Raw genomic sequence first — 20,218 nt, 5'->3', positions numbered from 1 at the left:
ATGTTATTCCAATCATTATTTACACCTTTGTAATCTTCATTAACGAGTTTATTGTGTATGCTGAAGAAGTGGGATGAAAAAAGCAATTCAACAAATTCGCAAGGTGAAAGTTGATTCCGATCTCGCACCGAAATTTAAAATAAAAAAACATCATTATAATATGTATGTTTTTTTATTTTTTAATTTTTAACTTCTCATTTAAAAGTTAACCCACTTAGGACAAACAATCCGGCCGATTACCAACAAGCTACTATAATTGGGATGTAAAATCGTGGAAATTCCATTGCTTGGATTAAACTAACCTTATTAGTTAAATCACCAGGATTATCATAAATGTAAGGATTAGCATTAATATTTCACCCGTAAATTGTAATTGTCGCGGCATATTTATGGGGGAAAATATAACCAATATCATTAAAAATATTTCGGGCCTCCGCAATAACATAGGCGGGGTTCATAATTTCTGATAAGAACATTGAGGGGAAATAAATACTTAACGTTAACGCTTGGGCCGTTCCCGTTGATTTTGCTAACCCCCCACCCCCAATTAAAATTCCAATCCCAATTGAAACAAAGATAAAAAGGATAACTTCTAAGATAAAATAACCTCAGTTAATGGTTGCCAAATAATTAACTGTTTGTTGGGGATCAACAATAATTTTTCATAACATTGTTCAAAAAGTTGATAAGATTGAAATAATAAAATAAAAGATAATTAAGATACTAATAAAATGTCATTTTTTAATGGGAGTATAACATTTAAACGTTTTAAAAAGATCGAGTTTTTTTATTCGGTAATTGTTGTTGCCAAACTAGTAATTCCAGCTGTCATTGGTGCTAGTAAGATATAATTAGCTTTAATCATGTTGGTACCATTTTGATAAATATCTCGTAGTACAAAATAAAAGATTACCATAAAGAAAACTGACATAATAAAAACAAAGAAAATATTTTGGAAGTTACGACGAAAACTTTTTAAGAAGAGCAACATTAATTTTCAGTATAACCCTCATGGTTGTTGTTTAAAAATAAACTCCCCAAGTTGTTTAGCATTAGTTTTTTTAATTTTATTAACCATTATTTTAATCCTCCTTCAAAGTATAAATCCATCCGTTTCGCAACACCTTGGTATTTATCAATCACATTTTTAATTTTGGCATCAAAATATATTCTTCCTTCGTGTAAAATAACTAACCGGTCACATAAGAATTCGACTTCATCGGGATTATGACTAATTAACATAATTGTTTTTTTTTTTTTTTGTGGTCCTGGGTCATATTTTTTAAAAATTTCAAAATATTGTATCGTAATTGAATATCTAAGCCTGTTGAGACTTTATCTAAAATTATTAATTCTGGCTTATGAAACACTGCTAATAAAGCATTAAACCGTTGACGTTGTCCGCCGGATAAAGGATTTAAAGGACAGGTAAAAAATTCGCTTAGATCAAATGCTTTAATTAAATCTGTTGTTTCTTCTTCACTAACATGGGGGGTATATAAAGTCCAATAAAAATTAAGATTGTCTTTAGCAGATAACCCATCTGGTCAATCACCATTTTGGAATTGAATCCCAATATTTTCTTTGATTTTATTATTTGAAAAATGGTATTGAATTTTTCCACCACTAGTTGTTTTAGTATAGTTTGACAAATAATTTCAACAAGAGTGGTTTTTCCACTTCCATTTGCTCTTAAAATGGCAATATTTTCACCTTGATAAACATTTAAGTTAATATCTTTTAAGACTTCTTTTTTTCCATAGTTTTTTCTTAGATTATTAATTTTGAGAATTGTTTGCATAGTTGTTCCTTTACTATTGTTAATAAAGTTCAAACTAGTTTTTCATTAGTTGTTAGTTAATCAAAACACCATTATACTATGGAAAGTCAGAAATTTAAATAATAAAAAAATTGTAAAAAAATTTAAAAAATAATTAATTTTTTTATATTTAGTTGTACAATGGATGTAAAAAAAGGAAGGCGACAGGTTTTTAAAAGGTAACATATTAAGTATTAAACAATAAATAAAGACTGTTTTAGAAAAAATTACACTATTTTAAATGATATTTTTCTTAAAAGATGTTATTTAAAAAGAATAGAAAATATTTTGTATTAACAGAGGGATATTACATAATGAAACGATTATTAAGTATATTAGCAGCGGTTATTATTGGTGGTTCATCAGCGGTAATAACTGGTTTTCAAAGTGCCAGTTAATAAATTAGTAAGTCAATTAACTGGCTTTATTAACCAAGAAAAAGAAGCTAGTAGTAAATTATTCTTTGCCTTTAACCAAGCTTCGACCCAACTAATAATTGATGATATGGCGAATTATCAACCAATTAGAATGGCAAATGCTAATGCCAATGCAAAAATTGGAACATTAAAAAACCAAAAAAATTATTATGAACAATTATTAAAAGAATATGATCGAACTGTTCAATGACAAAAAAATTTAAATATTGGATATTATAGTTTATAATAATATCTGTTGATTTATGAAAAATAAGGATGTGATAATTATTGTTTTAACAGAAAAAGATCTAATCGCTAACCCACATTATACCATTAATAATAGTTTTAAAGTTAATGAGACTTCTTTTAGTTACGAGCCATTAAAAGCGATTACTGAACTTGATTTACAAGGGAAAGTTGATTATGACCAGTCAACGAGAGTTATTAAAGTTAATATTAAAATTGTAACTAATACAATGATCATGGATGCCAGAATATTACGAATTATTCCATATCCACTGGTATTGGATTGAAATAATGAATATTCTTTTGAATTTAGTGAAAATTCTAATATAAATTATTTAAATGAAAATAATTTTGATATAATAAAATATGCAATTGACGAAATTATTATGAATATTCCTATTAATTTTTCAATTAATAATGATACAATAATTAGTGGTGATTCATCTTGACAGGTTATTTCGGACCAGGAATTTGATGAATATCAAGCTAATAAAGTAGATCATCCACGCTGAGAAGAGTTAAAACAGCAATATGAACAGAAGAATAAGGAGGAAAAATAATGGCAGTTCCATTTCGTAAGACATCGAAACAAGCTAAAAGAAAACGTCGCACACACTTTAAATTAGCCTTGGCAACCTTAACTACATGTAGTAATTGTGGCGCAACAATTAAACCTCACCGTGTTTGCCGTGAATGTGGGTATTATAAAAATAAAGAAATTGTGAAAGTTGATTAGTTATCTTTCGAATTAATTAGAACATTAGTCTCTGGTAATTAATGTTTTTTTTTTTTTTTGCTATTTTTCCTAATTTGTACCTTTATTTTATTAGTGGGAGAAAGTGGGGTAAAATTTCCAAGAAATTAATATTAAACTAGTTAAAAACCAGAAAATAATGCAAAAAATCGATAAAAATTGTTGCATTTTGGGAAAAAGTGAAATATAATATGTGTGAAAGTGGGGTGAAGTGGGAGACAATGGCACTTCTAGGAACTTACAATCATACACTAGATGACAAAGGAAGATTAACAATTCCTTCGAAATTACGAGAGCAATTTAAAGATAATAAGGTCTTTATTTCTCTTGGTTTTGATGGTTGTATTGATGTTCGTAACAAAGAAGAATGAACCAAGTGAACTACGAAAATTAGTTCAACTGGCCAAGCGACTGCCGAAGGAAGGGCACTAGCGCGGAAAGTAATGTCAATGTCTGATGAAACTACTTTCGATAATGCCGGGCGCATTAAACTTTCTAGTATTTTACAAGAAAAAGTACAGATCGTAAAAGATGTCGTTATTATTGGTAATAATGATCACTTAGAATTATGAGATCCTGCTGTTTGAAACCAATATATTGATGGTGCTCCAGCAATGGAAGATGCCGCGAAAAATTTTGAAGAAAAAATTTAACGCAATGGCCTTTAAACATTATTCAGTATTATTAGCAGAATCAATTGCTGGTTTAGACATTAAACCAACGGGAATCTATGTTGACTGCACATTAGGGCGTGCTGGACATAGTATTGCGATTCTTAACCAACTAACAACAGGAAAACTGTATGCTTTTGAACAAGACAGTCAAGCAATTAAAGAATCTCAAACTAGATTACAAGGGCTAAACAAATCAAATTATGAGATTATTAATGCTAACTTTGCCAACATTACCGTCGAATTATTAACGCGGGGGGTAACAAAAGTTGATGGTATTTTATATGACTTGGGAGTGTCTTCACCCCAGTTTGATGATCACCATCGGGGGTTTAGTTACCGCTATGATAGTGAACTTGATATGCGAATGAACCAAAACCAACCATTAACAGCAAAAACAGTTGTTAATACTTATTCAGAAGCAGAATTAGCACGGATTTTTTGAGAATATGGTGAAGAAAAATTTGCGCATCCAATTGCCAAAGCAATTGTGCTGGCACGCGCTACTAAAACAATTACCACTACTTTTGAACTAGTGGATATTATTAGAAAGGTGCTTCCCCAAAAAGTTTTAAAAAAACCAAAACATCCAGCGAAACAAGTCTTTCAAGCAATTCGCATTGAAGTAAACCAGGAGTTATTTGTGTTAAAAACATCCTTATCCCAAGCGGTGAAGTTGTTAAAACCAAATGGTCGCTTAGTGGTAATTACCTTTCATTCAATTGAAGACCGGATTGTTAAACAATTATTTACGACTTTAATAACTGATCCGAACCAGACTGTTAATCAAAAGTTACCAATAATGAGTAACTACAAAAGTGATTATCAAATTATAACGAAAAAAGCAATTACTCCTTCCGAACAAGAAACGGGTGAAAATCGGAGAAGTAAGAGTGCCAAGTTAAGAATATTAAAACGGGTGACTTAATATTTTTAAAATTTAAAGATATTTTGCACAAAGGAGGTGAAAGATATGGAATTTAAACTTAAAGAAATCTACGGGGTGTTAGAAGTTAAAAACTATGAATTAAATTTTATGGTTGGAATTTACCATGAATCACAAATTAAAGTTTTATACAAAAAGAACATGGAATATCGTTTTTGCAACGCTGGAACTATTATTGATGAAAAAAATGTTGCGAAAGAACTAGCATATATCATTAAAGATGCCAATAAACAGTTAGGAATTAGTTTGCAACGCATTGCGGTTAGTGTTCCAAATGATCATTTACAAATTAAAACATCAACTAAAATGTTAAATTTAACTCAAGATCGTTTAATTACCAAAAATGACATTGATGCTTTAATTAGTATGGCCAAAGAAGTTCCAGCGTTAGACGACCAAACTGCTTTCTTTATCCGTCCATATCGCTATATTCTTAATGAACAAAAAGCATTATCACAACCTCCAATTGGATTTGCGGCACATAAAATTAGCATCAAATCAATTGTTTATCTTACTAAAACAAGTATTATTAAAAGCATCTTTAATATGTTAAAGTATGCTAAGGTAAAAATTATGGGTATCCTACCATCGTCATTTAGTTTAGCTTGAAATGTTGCTTCGCAATATGATTTACAAAACGGAATTATTATTGTGGACTGGGACTATGATGCAATTAAATCCCACGTCTTTGTTCGTGAAACCTTATGTGAACAAGTAGTAATTCCGGGGGGTGTTAAGAAAATTCTTAACAAACTAAGAACAATAATGAATTGTGACAATAAACAAGCCTTAAAATATTTATATAAAATAATAAATTTAAATAATGATTTACGCGATAATTTAATTATCTATAGTAAATATAATCCGCAAACAAAACAACAAATAAAACTAACTCACGCGGATTTACGAGCAATCGCTAACCAGACAATTGCGGGGGAATTAGAACATTTAAACCACAAGTTAACCACAACCTTAGAAAAATATGACTATCCAATCGTTGTGGTCGGGACAATTTTAAAAATTAGTGGATTCAAAGAAATGTTATTAAAAATGAATCCAGGGCAACGGATTTCTGTGTACTTACCAGAAGTTGTTGGGGCAAAGGAAATTTGATGTACTAGTTTATTAGGAAACATCTATTATCAACATTTAGCAAACAAAGTTAGTGGTGTTAATATTCAATCCGTGGATGAACAATACGTTAGTTTTCCCCACCACCAACCTCAACCAATCACCGCAGTTGCACGACAACCGGAATATCCCCACCCAACCTACAAAGGTTATCAAAACCAACCAATTATTAACCAAAGCAATTAAATTAAAACAGCGTGCAAATTTAGAAAGAACATAGTACAATATATTCAAAAGAAAAAATAAAACATATATTATGGAGGTAAAATTATGACAATCGAAAATTTTGATAATTATGAGCAAGTAGCATCAATTAAAGTAATTGGTGTCGGAGGTGCTGGTAATAACGCAGTTAACCGGATGATTGAAGCAGGAGTGCAGGGAGTAGAATTTATTGTGGCCAACACGGATGCTCAAATTATTAGTGTTTCTAAATCAAGACAAAAGATTGTCCTAGGTAAGGAAACTTCAAAAGGTTTGGGAGCGGGTGCTAATCCTGATATTGGTCGCCAAGCCGCAATTGAATCAACGGATGAAATTAAAGAAGTCTTAAAAGGAGCAGACATGGTTTTTGTGGCCGCTGGAATGGGTGGGGGAACTGGAACCGGAGCTGCCCCAATTATTGCGAAAATTGCCCGCGAAATGGGTGCTTTAACAGTTGGAATTATTACAACGCCGTTTACTTTTGAAGGACGTGCACGAAATAGTTATGCCATTCAGGGAACCGAAGAACTTCGCCAGCATGTTGACTCATTAATTATTATTTCGAATGATCGCTTGTTAGAAGTAATTGGGGGCGTACCATTAAAAGATTCCTTTAAAGAAGCCGATAATATTCTGCGCCAGGGAGTTCAAACAATCACCGATTTAATTGCTGTTCCTTCGTTAATTAACTTAGATTTTGCCGATATTAAAACTGTGATGAAAAACAAGGGAAACGCCTTATTTGGAATTGGAATTGGTTCGGGGAAAGACAAGGCGATTGAAGCGGCCAATAAAGCAATTATTTCACCATTATTAGAAGCCTCAATTCGGGGTGCTAAAGATGCAATTATTAACGTAACGGGGGGGAACACTTTAACCCTAAACGATGCGAATGATGCGGTTGATATTGTTAAACAAGCAATTGGAGGGGAAGTTAATATTATTTTTGGAACCGCTGTGAATGAACACTTAGAAGATGAAATGATTGTGACAGTTATTGCAACTGGTTTTGATGATGACTACCATAATTTTGGCGCGGGAGAAACTAATTACCGTGCTAGTGAAGAAGAGTACCACCAAGATGATGAGGAACCAGTTAGTGACGAGGAAGAACCAGCTGGTGATCCCGAAGTTGTTCGCAAACGACCAAGTTATTTCAATCCAGAAAGTAATGGTCATGAGAATGCTAATCGTCGCATTAACGCGTGAAGAGAACATGTTTCAGGAAAAGTTTATGAAAATAGTCAAGAGGATGATGACGATGACTTACCACCATTTGTGAGAAGAAGTTGATAATTATGGGAATTTTTAAAAAGAAACGTTCAACAGTGGTGGACCAGTCGGCCAACCGCATTGATTTTTCGGAAAATCCTAATCGTGATAATAATGATCTTGACTATGAAAAAACCAATGATAATATCGAAACTAGTAACCTTAACCGCGTTGAATTTGAAGAAGATGACAACACAACTCCTAATAATCCCATAGCAAACTTTGATAATGCTGAAGATAACAGCATTATTCCAACCAGTTTTCATGATGGTGCCCAATTAGCGGATCAGTTAATTAAAACTCGTCATTTACAAGTGCAATTAACAAATCTCTCGAAAGAAGAACGAATCCGGTTACTAGATTTTTTAAGTGGGATAATGTATGCTTTGAATGGAAAAGTTAGTAAGTTAGCAAATAAAACTTACGAATTTATCTTGCAAGGTTAAGATGGTTAATAAAGAATTTTTACTAACGCATTTTCAAATAGAATATCAATTTATTAATAAACTAAAAGGTTGGTGTGAACAGGCAAAACAAAACTTGGTTGTTTAGACCGATTTTCTTGATTTACGCCAAATTGAAATTCTGAAAGCCGTTTTTTAAAAAGAACGTGTTACTAATTATTATCAGCATCCGGGAAAGGTGAATAGTTTTTGTTTAACAATAACAATTAACACCCCAACTTCTAATCTTGTGGTGCTGGTTTCTAAACAAAATCCCAGTGCACTTTTACAACACAATGAAGTTCTTGGCTATCTCTTAAATGAACTGCGCTTAGAACTCAGTGTTTTTGGTGATTTATATGTGACTTACGAAATGATTGCGCTTAGTTGTTTAACAAAAGTGACCAATGTTTTAACAATACAGCCCTTAGTAATTAATAACCAGGTCGTTACTTTTCAACCAACTACCGACCAAATTACTATTAATTATCAATTTGATGAATTTAGTAAAAATGTTAAAAGTTTACGCCTCGCCTTGATGCGGTTGTTAGTGCTATTTGTCATTTTTCGCGGGATAATGTCCAAACCATGATCCAAAAAAATAATGTTTTTGTTAATTTTTCCGCGGTCAACACCAAGACATTTTTAGTATCTTATGATAATATAATATCAATAAAAAAGTATGGTCGTTTTCCGATTGTGGTAATTATCAAAAATAAAAATGATAACTATCGTCTAACAATTGCTAAATTTAAATAGATTGGAGCAGGTTATGAGTCAAGATTTAAAACAAATAATTCAAGAACAAAGTGAAATTATTGCTAAGTTAACAAAAGATAATCAGAAATTAATCCACCAAATCCAAGAACTCCAGCATTTAGAACATGTTTCGCGCTATAATGTTGAAAAATCACGCGAAGCATTTGAAGTAGCTAGTCATAACGCGGGGCGGATTATTATGAAAGCGGTTGATTTTTCTTATGCTTTTAAAGAAGAAATTGCCTGATTGTTAGATGAAATTGATGCGAACCGTCATAATCTCCAGAATGTTTTAAAAGCAATTGATGATTTTTTAGAACGTAACAAGCGCATTTATGCCTTTTCGGTCAATGATGGGGAGCGAATTAGTGAAATGATTAAGAAAGAAATTATTAACAAAATTAAATAATTAGTGTATATTTAATTTATAAAGTAAAAGCCACGGTTAAATCAGGTACTTATTTCAGCAAGGTTAGGATGATGGAAGCTAACTATAATTATGATTTAATTATTACTTTTATGAACAATTGCAAAAGGTTTAATTGAGATAAACAATTATATTTGTTTATGAAGTAAGATGGTACCGTGTTTTGAACACTCTTACACCACTTACTTTTTTTATTCAGAAAGGACTTCACAATGAATTACAAAGACACTTTATTAATGCCAACAACGTTATTTGAAATGAAAGCAAATTTAAACACCAAAGAGCCAATAATCCAGCAGGAATGATTAACAACTAACCTCGTTAACCAAATTTTAACCAAAAATAAAAAACACCATCAGTTTATTTTACATGACGGCCCCCCTTATGCTAATGGAAATCTCCATGTTGGTCATAGTTTAAACAAGATTTTAAAAGATTTTATTGTGCGTTATTATACCAACAAGGGATATTATGCCCCATGAATTTGTGGATGAGATACCCACGGGTTACCAATTGAAAGTGCCGTTATTAATAGCGGAGTGGACCGGAAAGCAACTCCTCCGGGTGAATTCCGAGAAATTTGTCAGCAGTATGCTCTTAACCAAATTAATAATCAAATCAACCAGTTTAGTCGTTTAGGATTACTAACAGATTTTAATGATAAATATGTTACCTTGGACTTGGACTATGAAATTAGCCAGTTAGAGTTATTTAAAACAATGGTAGCAAAAAATTTAGTTTATCGTTATTTAAAACCAGTTTATTGATCACCAACATCCGAATCAGCACTAGCGGAAGCTGAAATTGAATATGAAGATGTGACGACTCCCTCAATTTATGTTACTTTTAAAGTTATTAAAGGGAATAAACACTTAGCTATAGATAGTAAAATTATTATTTGAACAACAACCCCTTGAACAATACCAATGAACCAGTTATTGGCAGTTGGTGAAAAAATTTCTTACAGTGTGGTTAAGGTCGATGGACAAGAATATGTCGTTGCTAGTGATTTACTAACAACGGTAAGCACCACAATTGGGTGAGCAGACTACCATGTGGTAAAAGAAATTAGTGGTAAAGATTTAGTTGGCATTGAAACTGAACATGCTTGGAATCCCGACCTTATTTCAAAAGTTGTCGCTGGTCACCATGTAACAACTGACAGTGGAACCGGAATTGTTCATATTGCTTCTGGATTTGGAGAAGATGATTATTTAATTGTGAAAGCTAACGGAGTTGAAATTTATGCTCCCTTAGATGATCAGGGGAAATATACGAAGGAAATTAATGACCCTAGTTTAGTTGGTATCTTTTATGAGGATGCTAATAAAATTATTGGACAAAAATTGGAACAAACTGGGCATTTATTAAAGTTAAAATTTATTAAACACCGGCAAGGAATTGACTGACGAACAAAAAAACCAATCATATATCGTGCCACTGCCCAGTGGTTTGTTTCAATTGAAAAGCTAAAACCACAATTATTGAAGGAAATTAAAAAAGTTAATTGAAATCCCGAATGGGCTCAAAAACGAATGTTGGATATGATTGCTAATCGTGATGATTGGTGTATTTCACGTCAACGATTATGGGGAGTCCCAATTATTGCTTTTTATGATGAAAATAATAATCCGCAATTTAGTTTAGAACTAATTGACCATGTTTTAAAATTATTTAAACAAGAACAAACAACTAATATTTGGTTTACCTGATCAGCAGATGATTTATTACCAGCTGCTTATCAACATAAAGGATGACGAAAAGAACAAGATATTATGGATGTCTGATTTGATAGTGGGGTTAGCAACTTAGCAGTCATTAAAAGCCGCCACCTTAATTATCCCGTTGATGTGTATTTAGAAGGAAATGACCAGTTCCGCGGTTGATTTAACTCTTCGTTAGTTACCGGCGTAATTGATAATAACCATGCTCCTTATAAAACAGTGCTATCGCACGGGTTTGTAAATGATGAAAAAGGCCGTAAAATGTCGAAATCGCTCGGAAATACAGTTTCTCTGCTAGATATTGTTGAGGAATATGGAAGTGATATTTTACGAATGTGGGTTGCTTCGGTTGACTACACAGATGATGTTAAAATTGGGCCTGAAATTATTAAACAATGTGCCGAGTCATACAGAAAAATTCGTAATACCTTACGCTTTATTTTAGCTAATCTAAATGATTTTAATGTTGACAAAGATTATACTGAACAGTTAGCCGAAGTTGATTTATATACCTTGCATTTAACACAACAATTTAAGAAAAAAGTTGATAATGCTTATGAAGATTATAATTTTAATAATGTTTATATTTTAATTAATAACTTTGTTATTAACACTTTATCAAAATTTTATTTAGATTTTATTAAAGATATTTTATATATTGAAAAAGCAAAAGCACCCCGTCGTTGTGCAGTTCAAACAACTTTATACCATATTTACCGAACTTTAATTGATGTTTTAAAACCATTGCTTCCCCATACGGTTGAAGAAGCCCATCGTTTTATCAACTATGATCACAAAGCACCATCAGTTCATTTAGAAGCTGAGCATGACATTCCCGTTGTTGTTAATGATAATTTAATTGCAAAATGAGATAAAGTCTTAAAACTACGGGATGATGTTAATAAGGAGTTAGAAGTCCAACGGGAAGCTAAAGCAATTAAAAAATCATTAGCTTGTCAATTAACAATTCACTTACAATCAGATTGCCAAGAATTACAGGACATTGAAGATTTACACCAAATCTTTATTGTCAGTGAAATTATCTTTACTAATAATAAGGAAGGGTTAACACCATACCCAACTAGTTATTTGAAAGTTCAAGAAAAAGTTGGCCATAAATGTGCCCGTTGTTGGATGATTGTTGATAAATTATCGGAAAATAATGAAATTTGTCAAAGATGTTTTGATGTATTATATAAGTAAAATATGAGATAATATTTTTATCAAATAAGGAGAAAACATTAATGTGAGAAAGAATTAAGCAGTTTGGGATTGATCTTAAAGAACATTTTAAAACACGAGATTATCGGTGAAAGTATAAACTAGTTGTCTGCTTGCCAATTTTTGTTGGTTTATTAATCATTGATATTGTTACGAAACAACTTGCTTTTAAATATCTTTCCCATGACGAATTCGCCCCCGCGGTCAAGTTTATTGATGGTTTTATTAATTTTAAATTTGTTATTAACCGGGGAATTGCCTTTGGGGTGAACAGTGATAATTTGGCAGGGGCCATTAACGGCGCTGTTTTTATCACTTTAATTTCTTTTAGTTTATTTTTATATTTAAATAACAAAATTGCCACGGTGGGGTTAATTATGATCACCACGGGAGGCTTTGGTAATTTAATTGACCGAATGTGAAATGATGGGGGTGTGGTTGATTTTCTCACGTGGGAATTATTCCCCCCCTATAGTATTTTCAATTTTGCGGATATGTGTGTAACATTAGGGGTTGTCGTGTTAGTAATTGCCATTATTGTTGAAATTATTCGCTACTATTATATTCGTCATCACCAAGAAGAAGAGGAAGAAAATGAATAACAAAGAAATTATTAGTGACCAAGAAATGCGGATTGATAAGTATTTACAACAATATTTTAGTAACAGTTCAGAGCCAATATCTCGTACCAAAATTCAAACATTAATTAATAACCACCAAATTTTAGTTAATAACACCATTGTTACAAATAATTATCAGTTAAAAATTGCTGATCACATTCAAATTTTAGTGCCGTTAGGAGAAGACCAACCGCCTGTAATTAAACCCCAAACAATGGAACTGTCAATTCTTTATGAAGATGAGGATTTAATGGTTATTGATAAACCCAATAATTTAGTTGTCCATCCTGCTCCGGGACATTATGAAGACACTTTGGTAAATGGCCTTTTGGCATTAGATCGCAAATGGTCAACAATTGGGGGTTCTGAACGCCCCGGAATTATCCACCGGATTGATCGCCAAACGACTGGACTATTGGTTGTCGCAAAAAATGACTTTGCCCACCAACACTTACAAGAACAAATTCAGCAAAAAACAATGCATCGCCAGTACTTAGCAATTGTGCATGGTATAATTGCGGTGGAGAAAGCGAAAATAACTGCTCCAATTGGCCGCGATCCCAATGATCGCAAGAAAATGAGTGTCACTAGTAAAAATTCTAAAAATGCAATTACAAATATTGTTGTAATTCAAAGATTTAAAGATTATACTTATATAAAATGTAATTTGGAAACTGGCCGAACCCATCAAATTCGGGTGCACTTAAAATATATTAACCATCCAGTTCTCGGTGATCCGTTATATGGTTATACTGAAGATAAAAACATTCCGTTTGGACAATATTTGCACGCTTACCAATTAGTCTTAACTCAGCCCCATACGGGTGAACAGCTAACATTTACTTCCCAACTCCCCGTGGAGTTTCGTGATAAACTAGCTGAGTTAGCATAGAAAGGAACATCATATGAATAGTTTTGATAAAGAAAAATTATCATTAGTTGACTACTTTATAAAAGTTGAAAAGTACAATGTTTATAAGGTTAAACCGCGTAGTAATAATAATGTTTATTTATATAAAGTTGATAATAAGCAGTTTCAGATCATTAAAATTGTTGATAATTTTAACAGTGATCCCGTGCGGTATAAAATTGATGATGAAGTTATCCTTTCATTGCGTGAATATTTAACCAAAAAGTTTCAGCGTGCCAAATTGAATGTGTTATCAATTGTTTTAATTGTCAATAATTCTCAGCAAATTCGCAATGATAATGGCGATGTTACGTTATTTGTTGATAATAATAATTATCAAAATAAAGTGGCGGAATTCTTCCCTAGTTTACAACAAAATGATAGTGGGAAAGAAGAAAACTTAAAAAATATGTCCGCCGAGCAAATTTTAGAGGATATTAAAGACCCCAATAGTAAGTTAACAAAAAATTTAAAACAGTTAAGTGATAAATTAAGTATGAATAACTTAATGGTCACTTGAATTTTTGCCATGTTATTATTAGCAATTCCAATTATTCAAATTTTCTTTGGTAATCAACTATTCCAAACCAAAGGGCTTGATGCAGACTCGGTAACCCTTGTGTATGGGGGAATTACTCGTGATTTACTCGTATGGTCCCAACAGTGGTGAAGGTTATGAACTTATCCCTTGTTTGATAGTAATATCTTTTTATTAATCTTAAATATCTTTATTTTATTTAATATTTCTCGTTATAACGAAGCGGTCTTAGGAAGGTGAAAATTAGCACTGATTATTATTATTGGCGTTCCGTTAGCTGGATTATTCTTATCCGCAACAATGCCCAATACCATTTTTTCGGGTTCATTTGTGGTGTTAGCAATTTTGTGGGGCGCACTATTTAGTTATAATTTTGGAAAAGAAGATTTAGCTTCCTTAGTTTCTAACCAACGAACAATTATTGTTCCAATCTGGTTAATTATTTTACCGTTAATTACTAGCAATTTTCCATTATATTTAGTTGTTTTTAGTGGATTCTTTATTGGTAGTGCGTTAGGTTTCTTATTTGAATTTAAAATTAAAAAGATTAACCTGTCAATTTTATACCCAATTTTCATATTAACCGCCGTTCTAATTATTGGGATTGTGTTATTATCAATTCACCGTTATTCACCACCGTTAAATGCTCCCGTGGTTAATGCGTTAATTGTTTATTGAAATGCGGGGTTAACTTCAAAAGGAACCATTCAGGATATGCTCCTAAATTATTACCACTATCCACGTAATGAATGACCACCAGGATTACGGACAACCGGTAATTTCTTTTCTAATTTGCTTAATCTGTTTGGGAATCGAAAATAATTATGCACAAACGAACAGATTATTTAACTTGGGATGAATTCTTTTTAAGTGTTGCGCATGTGTGCGCAATGCGTAGTAAAGATCCGATGACCCAAGTTGGCAGTTGTGTAGTTAATGAGATTAAACAAATTATTGCAACCGGTTATAATGGTTTACCCCGCGGTTTAAATGATGATGAATTTTCGTGGGATCGTGAAGGTGAATATTTACAAACCAAGTATCCTTATGTGGCTCATGCGGAATTAAATGCCATTTTAAGTGCCAAGGTCGATTTAAGTGGTTGTAAAATTTATACCACCTTATTTCCTTGTTCGGGATGTACCAAAATTATTATCCAGGCTGGTATTACGGAAGTCATTTATGATAATGATAAGTATGATCAAACTGAAGATAACCAAGCGGCAAAATTAATGTTTACCAAAGCAAATGTTAAGTTCCGTGCAATTAGCCCCTTAGAAGTAATTATTAAAAAACCACAAGTTGTCAAATAACTTGTGGTTTTTATTTTTTTGCTAAATTAAAGTGAATTTTCATAAACTGGCGATATTCGGCTGGTTTAAATTGTTTTTTATAAGTATTTGCGAGGAGTTTAACTTGCTCACTTGCCCCTAATGGTAAGGCAATTTGAAATTGATACTCCAACTTCATAATTGCTTCTAAGAACAGATAACGGCTAATAATGGCACTACAAGCAACAGCTAGTGATTTGTCTTCGCCCTTAGTAACAAAAACAACATTGTGCTTAATAACTTCCGACTGGGCTGCTAAATATTCATAATATTTTTTTTCATTGACAAACTGGTCAATGATAATTTGACGGTATTGACAATGATATTTTTTAATTAACTGTTTAATGGCATTATTATGGGCAATTGCTTTAATAACATGGGCATTTTGATATTGATTATATCAATAATTATAAGTTTGGTTATCAATAATTTCACTATGGTAGGGGACAATTTTTTTTAGTTGACCCCCAATTTTCATAATTTGATAATCACTTAGTTTTTTACTATCTTTAATTCCCAATGTTTTTAATTGCGGAATGACATTCTTATCAATAAAGCAACTAGTTACTACTAAGGGTCCAAAAACATCCCCAACGCCAACTTCATCGTTACCAATCACATCTGGTTTATAATAATTAAGACTAGTTTTTGTGTGGGTTAACTTAGGATTATTAATTTGAAAAAACTTTTTGGCTTCTTGCTCACAATGTTCTCCTTGAAAAAGAACTGTTTTCGTGTGATAAATACTAATTTTAATGTTATTAACGAAATATACTGCCACTTTATTGGGATCTTTATTAGCGATTTGATATGCTTGGTAAGCGGCTTGAATGTTAGCAATTACTTTATCATCAACTCTTTTAAAACTACAACTTGTCATAACTTTCTCCATATTTCTTTTTTTTTATTATATCGTTTTTAAATGTTATAATGTTAAAAAATATCAGAAAGTAGGAAAAAAGATGATTAAAAATGTGGGAATAGATATTATTAAAAATAAGCGCATTAAAATTAATGACCAGTTTGCCAGTAAAATTCTAGCGGAAAAAGAATTTAAGTATTATAGTAGTGTTGATAGTAAAACCCGTAAACGAGAATACTTAGCGGGAAGATGAGTGGTTAAAGAAGCCTTAATTAAGGCCTTAGAATATAATTTTCCACTTAATACCGTTTGTATTGCGAGAGGGGATGACAATAAACTAAAGGCCACAGGACTAAACTTAGCTAAAAATGAGTTTTTAAACATTTCTTTAAGTCATGAAGAAGAATACAGTGTGGGGATGGCAATTTTATCTGAAAAATAGTTAGTATTTGTTAACTATTTTTATAAATATTTTCTAAAAATATTTAAAAATTTTGCTTTTTTTCCTGACTTTGGTGAGAAAAAGTTGTAAATTTTTAAGAAAACGATACAATAATATCAAGAATGAATAATTGTTAACAGTAAAGTAGGTGAGGAAATGGGAAAAATTTTCTTAGGAGATATTTTAATCAGGAATATCTTCAATTGTCCAAACTTAGGTCAGTGAATTGATCACAACCGTCTGGAAACCGGAACTTTTAGTTTATTTTTATGAATGTTTGTGTTGGCCGGAATTTTTCTTGTTACTTTATTATCATCATGAATTTTTATTTATTATAATTGCCAGTATAAACGTCAGCAGTTAGTTTATGCTATCAGTAAAATAATTGCGATAATTTTTGGGTTTGGGATGTTTATCTTTGGCAATGTTATTTGAAGAATTTTAATTAATTTGGTGCTTGATAAGCAGTATTATTTTTCACTCCTAACTTTTTATTCTTATATTCAATTACTAATTACCTTTGCGATTTTAGCTAATAATCGGAAGCTAGTGCATTCCTTATTATACATAATTTATGGGTTACCCTTTATTATTGTGGTTCCGGAAATAATTAATAATCTTTCGCGTTTTAATTCTACTCGGATTAACTGAACTTTCATTTTATCAACTTTAGCAGTAATGGTGATTTTTGCCCTAATTTTACAGTTATGTGGTTGAATTGCTCGTAGTGATGAAAAAAGTAATATTTTTAAATTTGGTTATTTATTATTAATCACAACGCTGTTTAAAAAACTTGGCCGAATTAACACCTCAACGTTAATGTTTAATGAAATTAGGTTTGCTCACTTATTAAGCGAAGCAATTAGTCTTGGTTATGGAATTGGCTTTATTTATTTCTTATATACCAGCACAATGGCAATTTTAAACAAGCAAAAAGAAAATGAAGAGCAACTTAATTATCTTGCAACTGATATTGATAATAATTTATTTGGGGAAATTAGTGTGCAAAATATCTTGCTTATTCCGAATAAAGATATTAAAATATTTGTGAATGGGTGAAAAGAGGCGTTAAATCTATAAAATTAAATTAATATAATTATTTCAAAAAAACAAACTATTTTAAGAAAGATTTAAATAATAAGTCGGACCGAATAATAATATTAATTTAAAAAACAGCCTTTAAAAAAATGCTAACTTTTTAGCATTTTTTATTTTTACTAGGATAATTTGCTTTTTATGTTATAATGAATTTGCTTGTATTCATATATCGGGTATACAATACACATTTATGAATTCATTTACCGAGTGCTTATAGTTGAATTAATAAGTGGTAAATGTTCGAAGTAAATGGAAGTTTTAACGAAAAGGAGAATTAAATATATTATGGTAAAAGAATTGACAAGAGAAATGCTATGAGAAGCAGGAGCACAATTTGGACATCAAACAAAACGTTGAAATCCAAAAATGAAACCATATATTTATGGTGAAAAAAATAAAATTCATATTATTGACTTGCAACAAACAATTTGACGATTAGAAGATGTTAAAAAATTAATGGCTGTCATTGCTAGCAAAAAAGGGAAAATCCTATTTGTCGGAACTAAAAAACAAGCAAAATGAATTGTTAAAGATGCGGCAGAAAGAAGTGAAAACTTTTATGTTAACCAACGTTGACTAGGAGGAACTTTAACCAATCTAAAAACTATTCACTTACGGGTAAAAAGATTGTGAAACATTGAACGCCAAGAAAAAAGTGGTGAGTTAAAGTGATTACCAAAAAAAGAACAAATATTAATTAAAAAGGAAAAAGATAAGTTAGAAAAATTCTTAGGGGGAATTAAAGGAATGAAAGAATTACCCCAAGCATTATTTGTAGTTGATCCTAAAGAAGAACACATTGCTGTTCGCGAAGCACGGAAATTAAGAATTCCGGTCATTGCAATTTGTGATACCAATGTTGATCCTGATGGAATTGACTATGTTATTCCGGGAAATGATGATACTGTTCGTAGTATTGCCATTTTAACCCATTATGTTGCTGACTTATATGGTGATGCGATGGGTCTTAAAATGCCAGAACCCCAATTTAAACCTTCGGAATTTAAACGTGAGTTTAATAATGATAATCGTAATAACAATGATCGCCGTGGTAATTATCAAAGATCAGAAGATCGCAATGTAAGTGAACCCCGTAACAACCATCCGGCTGGTAATAACTCAGAACAACCAGCAGCGAAAGTTAACAACGAGCCAACTGTAAAGTTAGAAGTTAAACCAACTGTCGAACCACAAGCACCAACAAAAGCAGAAGATAACCAATTAAGTACTATCACTGTTGTTGACAATGATTTAGAAAAAAGTTTAGCAAAATTAACAGTTGCTGAATTAGAAACAATTGGTAAACCCTTTGCTGTTAAAAAAGGAAAAAAAGCCAACATGATCAGTGCTTTAATTCCGCACTTAAACATTGTGGATGGCAAAATCACAACAAAATAATTAACAAAGGATAAATATTTTAACCTTTAACATAATATACAAGCATTTAATTAAGAAAGGAGTTGAAATAATGGATATTTCAGCACAATTAGTAAAAGAATTACGCGAAAAAACTGGCGCTGGGATTATGGATTCTAAAAAAGCGTTAGAAGCAACAAATGGTAATATTGACGAAGCAATCAAATGACTTCGCGAAAAAGGAATTGCCAAAGCCGCTAAAAAAGCGGATCGGATTGCTGCGGAAGGGTTAATTGGAATTGTCCAAAAAGGGGACAAAGCAGTTATTTATGAACTAAATTCCGAAACTGATTTTGTTGCTAACAACCAAAAATTCTTAGATTTAGTGAAAAAAATTGGGGATGCCTTGGTTAATTCAGATGTTAAAAATATTGAAGATGCAATGCAAATTAAAATTGATGGGACAACTTTACAAGAAGTAATTACCCATGCAATTGCGACAATTGGGGAAAAAATTACCCTTCGTCGCTTTGCAATTGTCGAAAAAAACAATAACCAATCATTTGGTATCTACTGACATTCAAATAAAAGAATTGCTTCTTTAGTATTATTTGATGGGAAAGTGCAAGAAGAACACGGAAAGCAAGTGGCAATGCACGTTGTGGCAATGAATCCAAAATTTGTTTCGCGTGATGAAGTATCAAAAGAATACTTAGCCCAAGAAAAAGAAATCTTAACCCACGAAGCAAAAAATGACCCTAAAAATGCCGGAAAACCAGATAATATTTTGGAAAAAATGATTGAAGGTCGTTTAAACAAACAATTATCAGAAATGTTATTATTAGACCAACAATTTGTTGTTGATCCTAATTTTAAAGTTAGTGATTTTGTAAAAAATAACGGGGGGACTATTGTCAAAGTTATTCGTTACGAAGTTGGGGAAGGGATTGAAAAATCAACTGTTAACTTTGCCGCTGAAGTTATGGCTCAAGTAAATAAAAAATAACATTACGAAAGGTGTGAGTAAC

24 protein-coding genes and 1 pseudogene are annotated in these 20,218 nt (G+C 31.9%); 19 read left to right on the top strand and 6 right to left on the bottom strand.

Translation table 4 applies throughout. The features are described from left to right. Nucleotides 1-236: 236 nt before the first annotated feature. The 5 genes and pseudogenes from P344_RS03430 to P344_RS08090 form a co-directional block, all read right to left on the bottom strand. A complete protein-coding gene (locus P344_RS03430; protein ID WP_025317491.1) occupies nucleotides 237-671 on the bottom strand; it encodes a hypothetical protein in 435 nt (144 codons plus the stop codon). A gap of 116 nt (nucleotides 672-787) precedes the next feature. Further along, complete coding sequence (locus tag P344_RS03425; RefSeq protein ID WP_025317490.1) at nucleotides 788-1,078, bottom strand: hypothetical protein; 291 nt, start codon at nucleotides 1,076-1,078, stop codon at nucleotides 788-790. After that, nucleotides 1,078-1,242 (bottom strand): hypothetical protein, encoded by a 165-nt coding sequence (locus P344_RS06755; protein WP_156028548.1) that lies wholly within the window; start codon nucleotides 1,240-1,242, stop codon nucleotides 1,078-1,080. Before P344_RS06755 ends, P344_RS03425 begins: the two co-directional genes overlap by 1 nt. Continuing rightward, a complete protein-coding gene (locus P344_RS07455; RefSeq protein ID WP_051477555.1) occupies nucleotides 1,236-1,652 on the bottom strand; it encodes an ATP-binding cassette domain-containing protein in 417 nt (138 codons plus the stop codon). Before P344_RS07455 ends, P344_RS06755 begins: the two co-directional genes overlap by 7 nt. Nucleotides 1,653-1,687: 35 nt before the next feature. Next, nucleotides 1,688-1,801, bottom strand: a pseudogene (locus tag P344_RS08090) (hypothetical protein); the annotation flags it as partial. A 405-nt stretch (nucleotides 1,802-2,206) separates the two neighbouring features. On the opposite strand from P344_RS08090, the gene P344_RS03415 reads away from it, so the two are divergent. The 15 genes from P344_RS03415 to P344_RS03345 all read left to right on the top strand — a co-directional run bounded on the left by P344_RS03415 (nucleotide 2,207) and on the right by P344_RS03345 (nucleotide 15,414). Beyond that, nucleotides 2,207-2,482, top strand: coding sequence for a hypothetical protein (locus P344_RS03415; protein ID WP_025317489.1), 276 nt, complete (start codon nucleotides 2,207-2,209; stop codon nucleotides 2,480-2,482). A 16-nt stretch (nucleotides 2,483-2,498) separates the two neighbouring features. Then, nucleotides 2,499-3,041 carry a DUF177 domain-containing protein gene (locus P344_RS03410; RefSeq protein ID WP_025317488.1) on the top strand — a complete coding sequence of 181 codons (543 nt, stop codon included), beginning with the start codon at nucleotides 2,499-2,501 and terminating at the stop codon, nucleotides 3,039-3,041. After that, nucleotides 3,041-3,217, top strand: coding sequence for a 50S ribosomal protein L32 (rpmF, locus tag P344_RS03405; RefSeq protein WP_025317487.1), 177 nt, complete (start codon nucleotides 3,041-3,043; stop codon nucleotides 3,215-3,217). The genes P344_RS03410 and rpmF overlap by 1 nt, the downstream gene beginning before the upstream one ends. A 239-nt stretch (nucleotides 3,218-3,456) precedes the next feature. Next, entirely contained in the window at nucleotides 3,457-3,888 is a 432-nt protein-coding gene (gene mraZ, locus P344_RS03400) for a division/cell wall cluster transcriptional repressor MraZ (protein ID WP_025317486.1), read from the top strand. A 4-nt stretch (nucleotides 3,889-3,892) separates the two neighbouring features. Then, a complete protein-coding gene (rsmH, locus tag P344_RS03395) occupies nucleotides 3,893-4,834 on the top strand; it encodes a 16S rRNA (cytosine(1402)-N(4))-methyltransferase RsmH (RefSeq protein WP_025317485.1) in 942 nt (313 codons plus the stop codon). 45 nt (nucleotides 4,835-4,879) lie between these two features. Beyond that, complete coding sequence (locus P344_RS03390) at nucleotides 4,880-6,169, top strand: cell division protein FtsA (protein WP_047797225.1); 1,290 nt, start codon at nucleotides 4,880-4,882, stop codon at nucleotides 6,167-6,169. 84 nt (nucleotides 6,170-6,253) lie between these two features. Beyond that, nucleotides 6,254-7,483, top strand: coding sequence for a cell division protein FtsZ (ftsZ, locus tag P344_RS03385; protein WP_236681347.1), 1,230 nt, complete (start codon nucleotides 6,254-6,256; stop codon nucleotides 7,481-7,483). A gap of 2 nt (nucleotides 7,484-7,485) precedes the next feature. Continuing rightward, nucleotides 7,486-7,905 (top strand): cell division protein SepF, encoded by a 420-nt coding sequence (locus P344_RS03380; RefSeq protein WP_025317483.1) that lies wholly within the window; start codon nucleotides 7,486-7,488, stop codon nucleotides 7,903-7,905. Nucleotides 7,906-8,101: 196 nt separating this feature from the next. Continuing rightward, the gene (locus P344_RS07450; RefSeq protein WP_236681346.1) at nucleotides 8,102-8,551 is read left to right on the top strand and encodes a hypothetical protein; all 450 of its coding nucleotides are present in this window, start codon (nucleotides 8,102-8,104) and stop codon (nucleotides 8,549-8,551) included. Nucleotides 8,552-8,674: 123 nt separating this feature from the next. Next, nucleotides 8,675-9,070, top strand: a complete 396-nt coding sequence (locus P344_RS03370; RefSeq protein WP_038677590.1) for a hypothetical protein — start codon at nucleotides 8,675-8,677, stop codon at nucleotides 9,068-9,070. Between the two features lie 230 nt (nucleotides 9,071-9,300). After that, a complete protein-coding gene (gene ileS / locus P344_RS03365; RefSeq protein ID WP_038677588.1) occupies nucleotides 9,301-12,015 on the top strand; it encodes an isoleucine--tRNA ligase in 2,715 nt (904 codons plus the stop codon). Between the two features lie 41 nt (nucleotides 12,016-12,056). After that, nucleotides 12,057-12,635, top strand: coding sequence for a signal peptidase II (gene lspA, locus P344_RS03360; protein ID WP_025317481.1), 579 nt, complete (start codon nucleotides 12,057-12,059; stop codon nucleotides 12,633-12,635). Next, a complete protein-coding gene (locus tag P344_RS03355) occupies nucleotides 12,628-13,545 on the top strand; it encodes an RluA family pseudouridine synthase (protein ID WP_047797224.1) in 918 nt (305 codons plus the stop codon). Before lspA ends, P344_RS03355 begins: the two co-directional genes overlap by 8 nt. A gap of 13 nt (nucleotides 13,546-13,558) precedes the next feature. Further along, nucleotides 13,559-14,923: a rhomboid family intramembrane serine protease gene (locus P344_RS03350; protein ID WP_025317480.1), complete on the top strand. Its 1,365-nt coding sequence runs from the start codon at nucleotides 13,559-13,561 to the stop codon at nucleotides 14,921-14,923. A gap of 2 nt (nucleotides 14,924-14,925) precedes the next feature. Beyond that, complete coding sequence (locus P344_RS03345) at nucleotides 14,926-15,414, top strand: deoxycytidylate deaminase (RefSeq protein WP_025317479.1); 489 nt, start codon at nucleotides 14,926-14,928, stop codon at nucleotides 15,412-15,414. A gap of 10 nt (nucleotides 15,415-15,424) precedes the next feature. On the opposite strand, the gene rnhC is transcribed toward P344_RS03345, so the two are convergent. Beyond that, nucleotides 15,425-16,312: a ribonuclease HIII gene (gene rnhC / locus P344_RS03340; protein ID WP_025317478.1), complete on the bottom strand. Its 888-nt coding sequence runs from the start codon at nucleotides 16,310-16,312 to the stop codon at nucleotides 15,425-15,427. A gap of 82 nt (nucleotides 16,313-16,394) precedes the next feature. Between rnhC and P344_RS03335 the strand changes: the two genes are divergently transcribed. The 4 genes from P344_RS03335 to tsf all read left to right on the top strand — a co-directional run bounded on the left by P344_RS03335 (nucleotide 16,395) and on the right by tsf (nucleotide 20,196). Further along, entirely contained in the window at nucleotides 16,395-16,736 is a 342-nt protein-coding gene (locus P344_RS03335; RefSeq protein WP_025317477.1) for a holo-ACP synthase, read from the top strand. 156 nt (nucleotides 16,737-16,892) lie between these two features. Next, entirely contained in the window at nucleotides 16,893-17,816 is a 924-nt protein-coding gene (locus P344_RS03330) for a hypothetical protein (protein WP_025317476.1), read from the top strand. A 303-nt stretch (nucleotides 17,817-18,119) separates the two neighbouring features. Further along, a complete protein-coding gene (gene rpsB / locus P344_RS03325; protein WP_025317475.1) occupies nucleotides 18,120-19,232 on the top strand; it encodes a 30S ribosomal protein S2 in 1,113 nt (370 codons plus the stop codon). A gap of 70 nt (nucleotides 19,233-19,302) precedes the next feature. Beyond that, nucleotides 19,303-20,196, top strand: coding sequence for a translation elongation factor Ts (gene tsf, locus P344_RS03320; protein ID WP_025317474.1), 894 nt, complete (start codon nucleotides 19,303-19,305; stop codon nucleotides 20,194-20,196). Nucleotides 20,197-20,218 lie beyond the last annotated feature (22 nt).

It is taken from the genome of Spiroplasma mirum ATCC 29335, assembly GCF_000565195.1.
Lineage (GTDB): Bacteria > Bacillota_I > Bacilli_A > Mycoplasmatales > Mycoplasmataceae > Spiroplasma > Spiroplasma mirum.
Note: the sequence above shows the minus strand (reverse complement) of the source record. Positions and strands in the feature narration are given on the sequence as shown.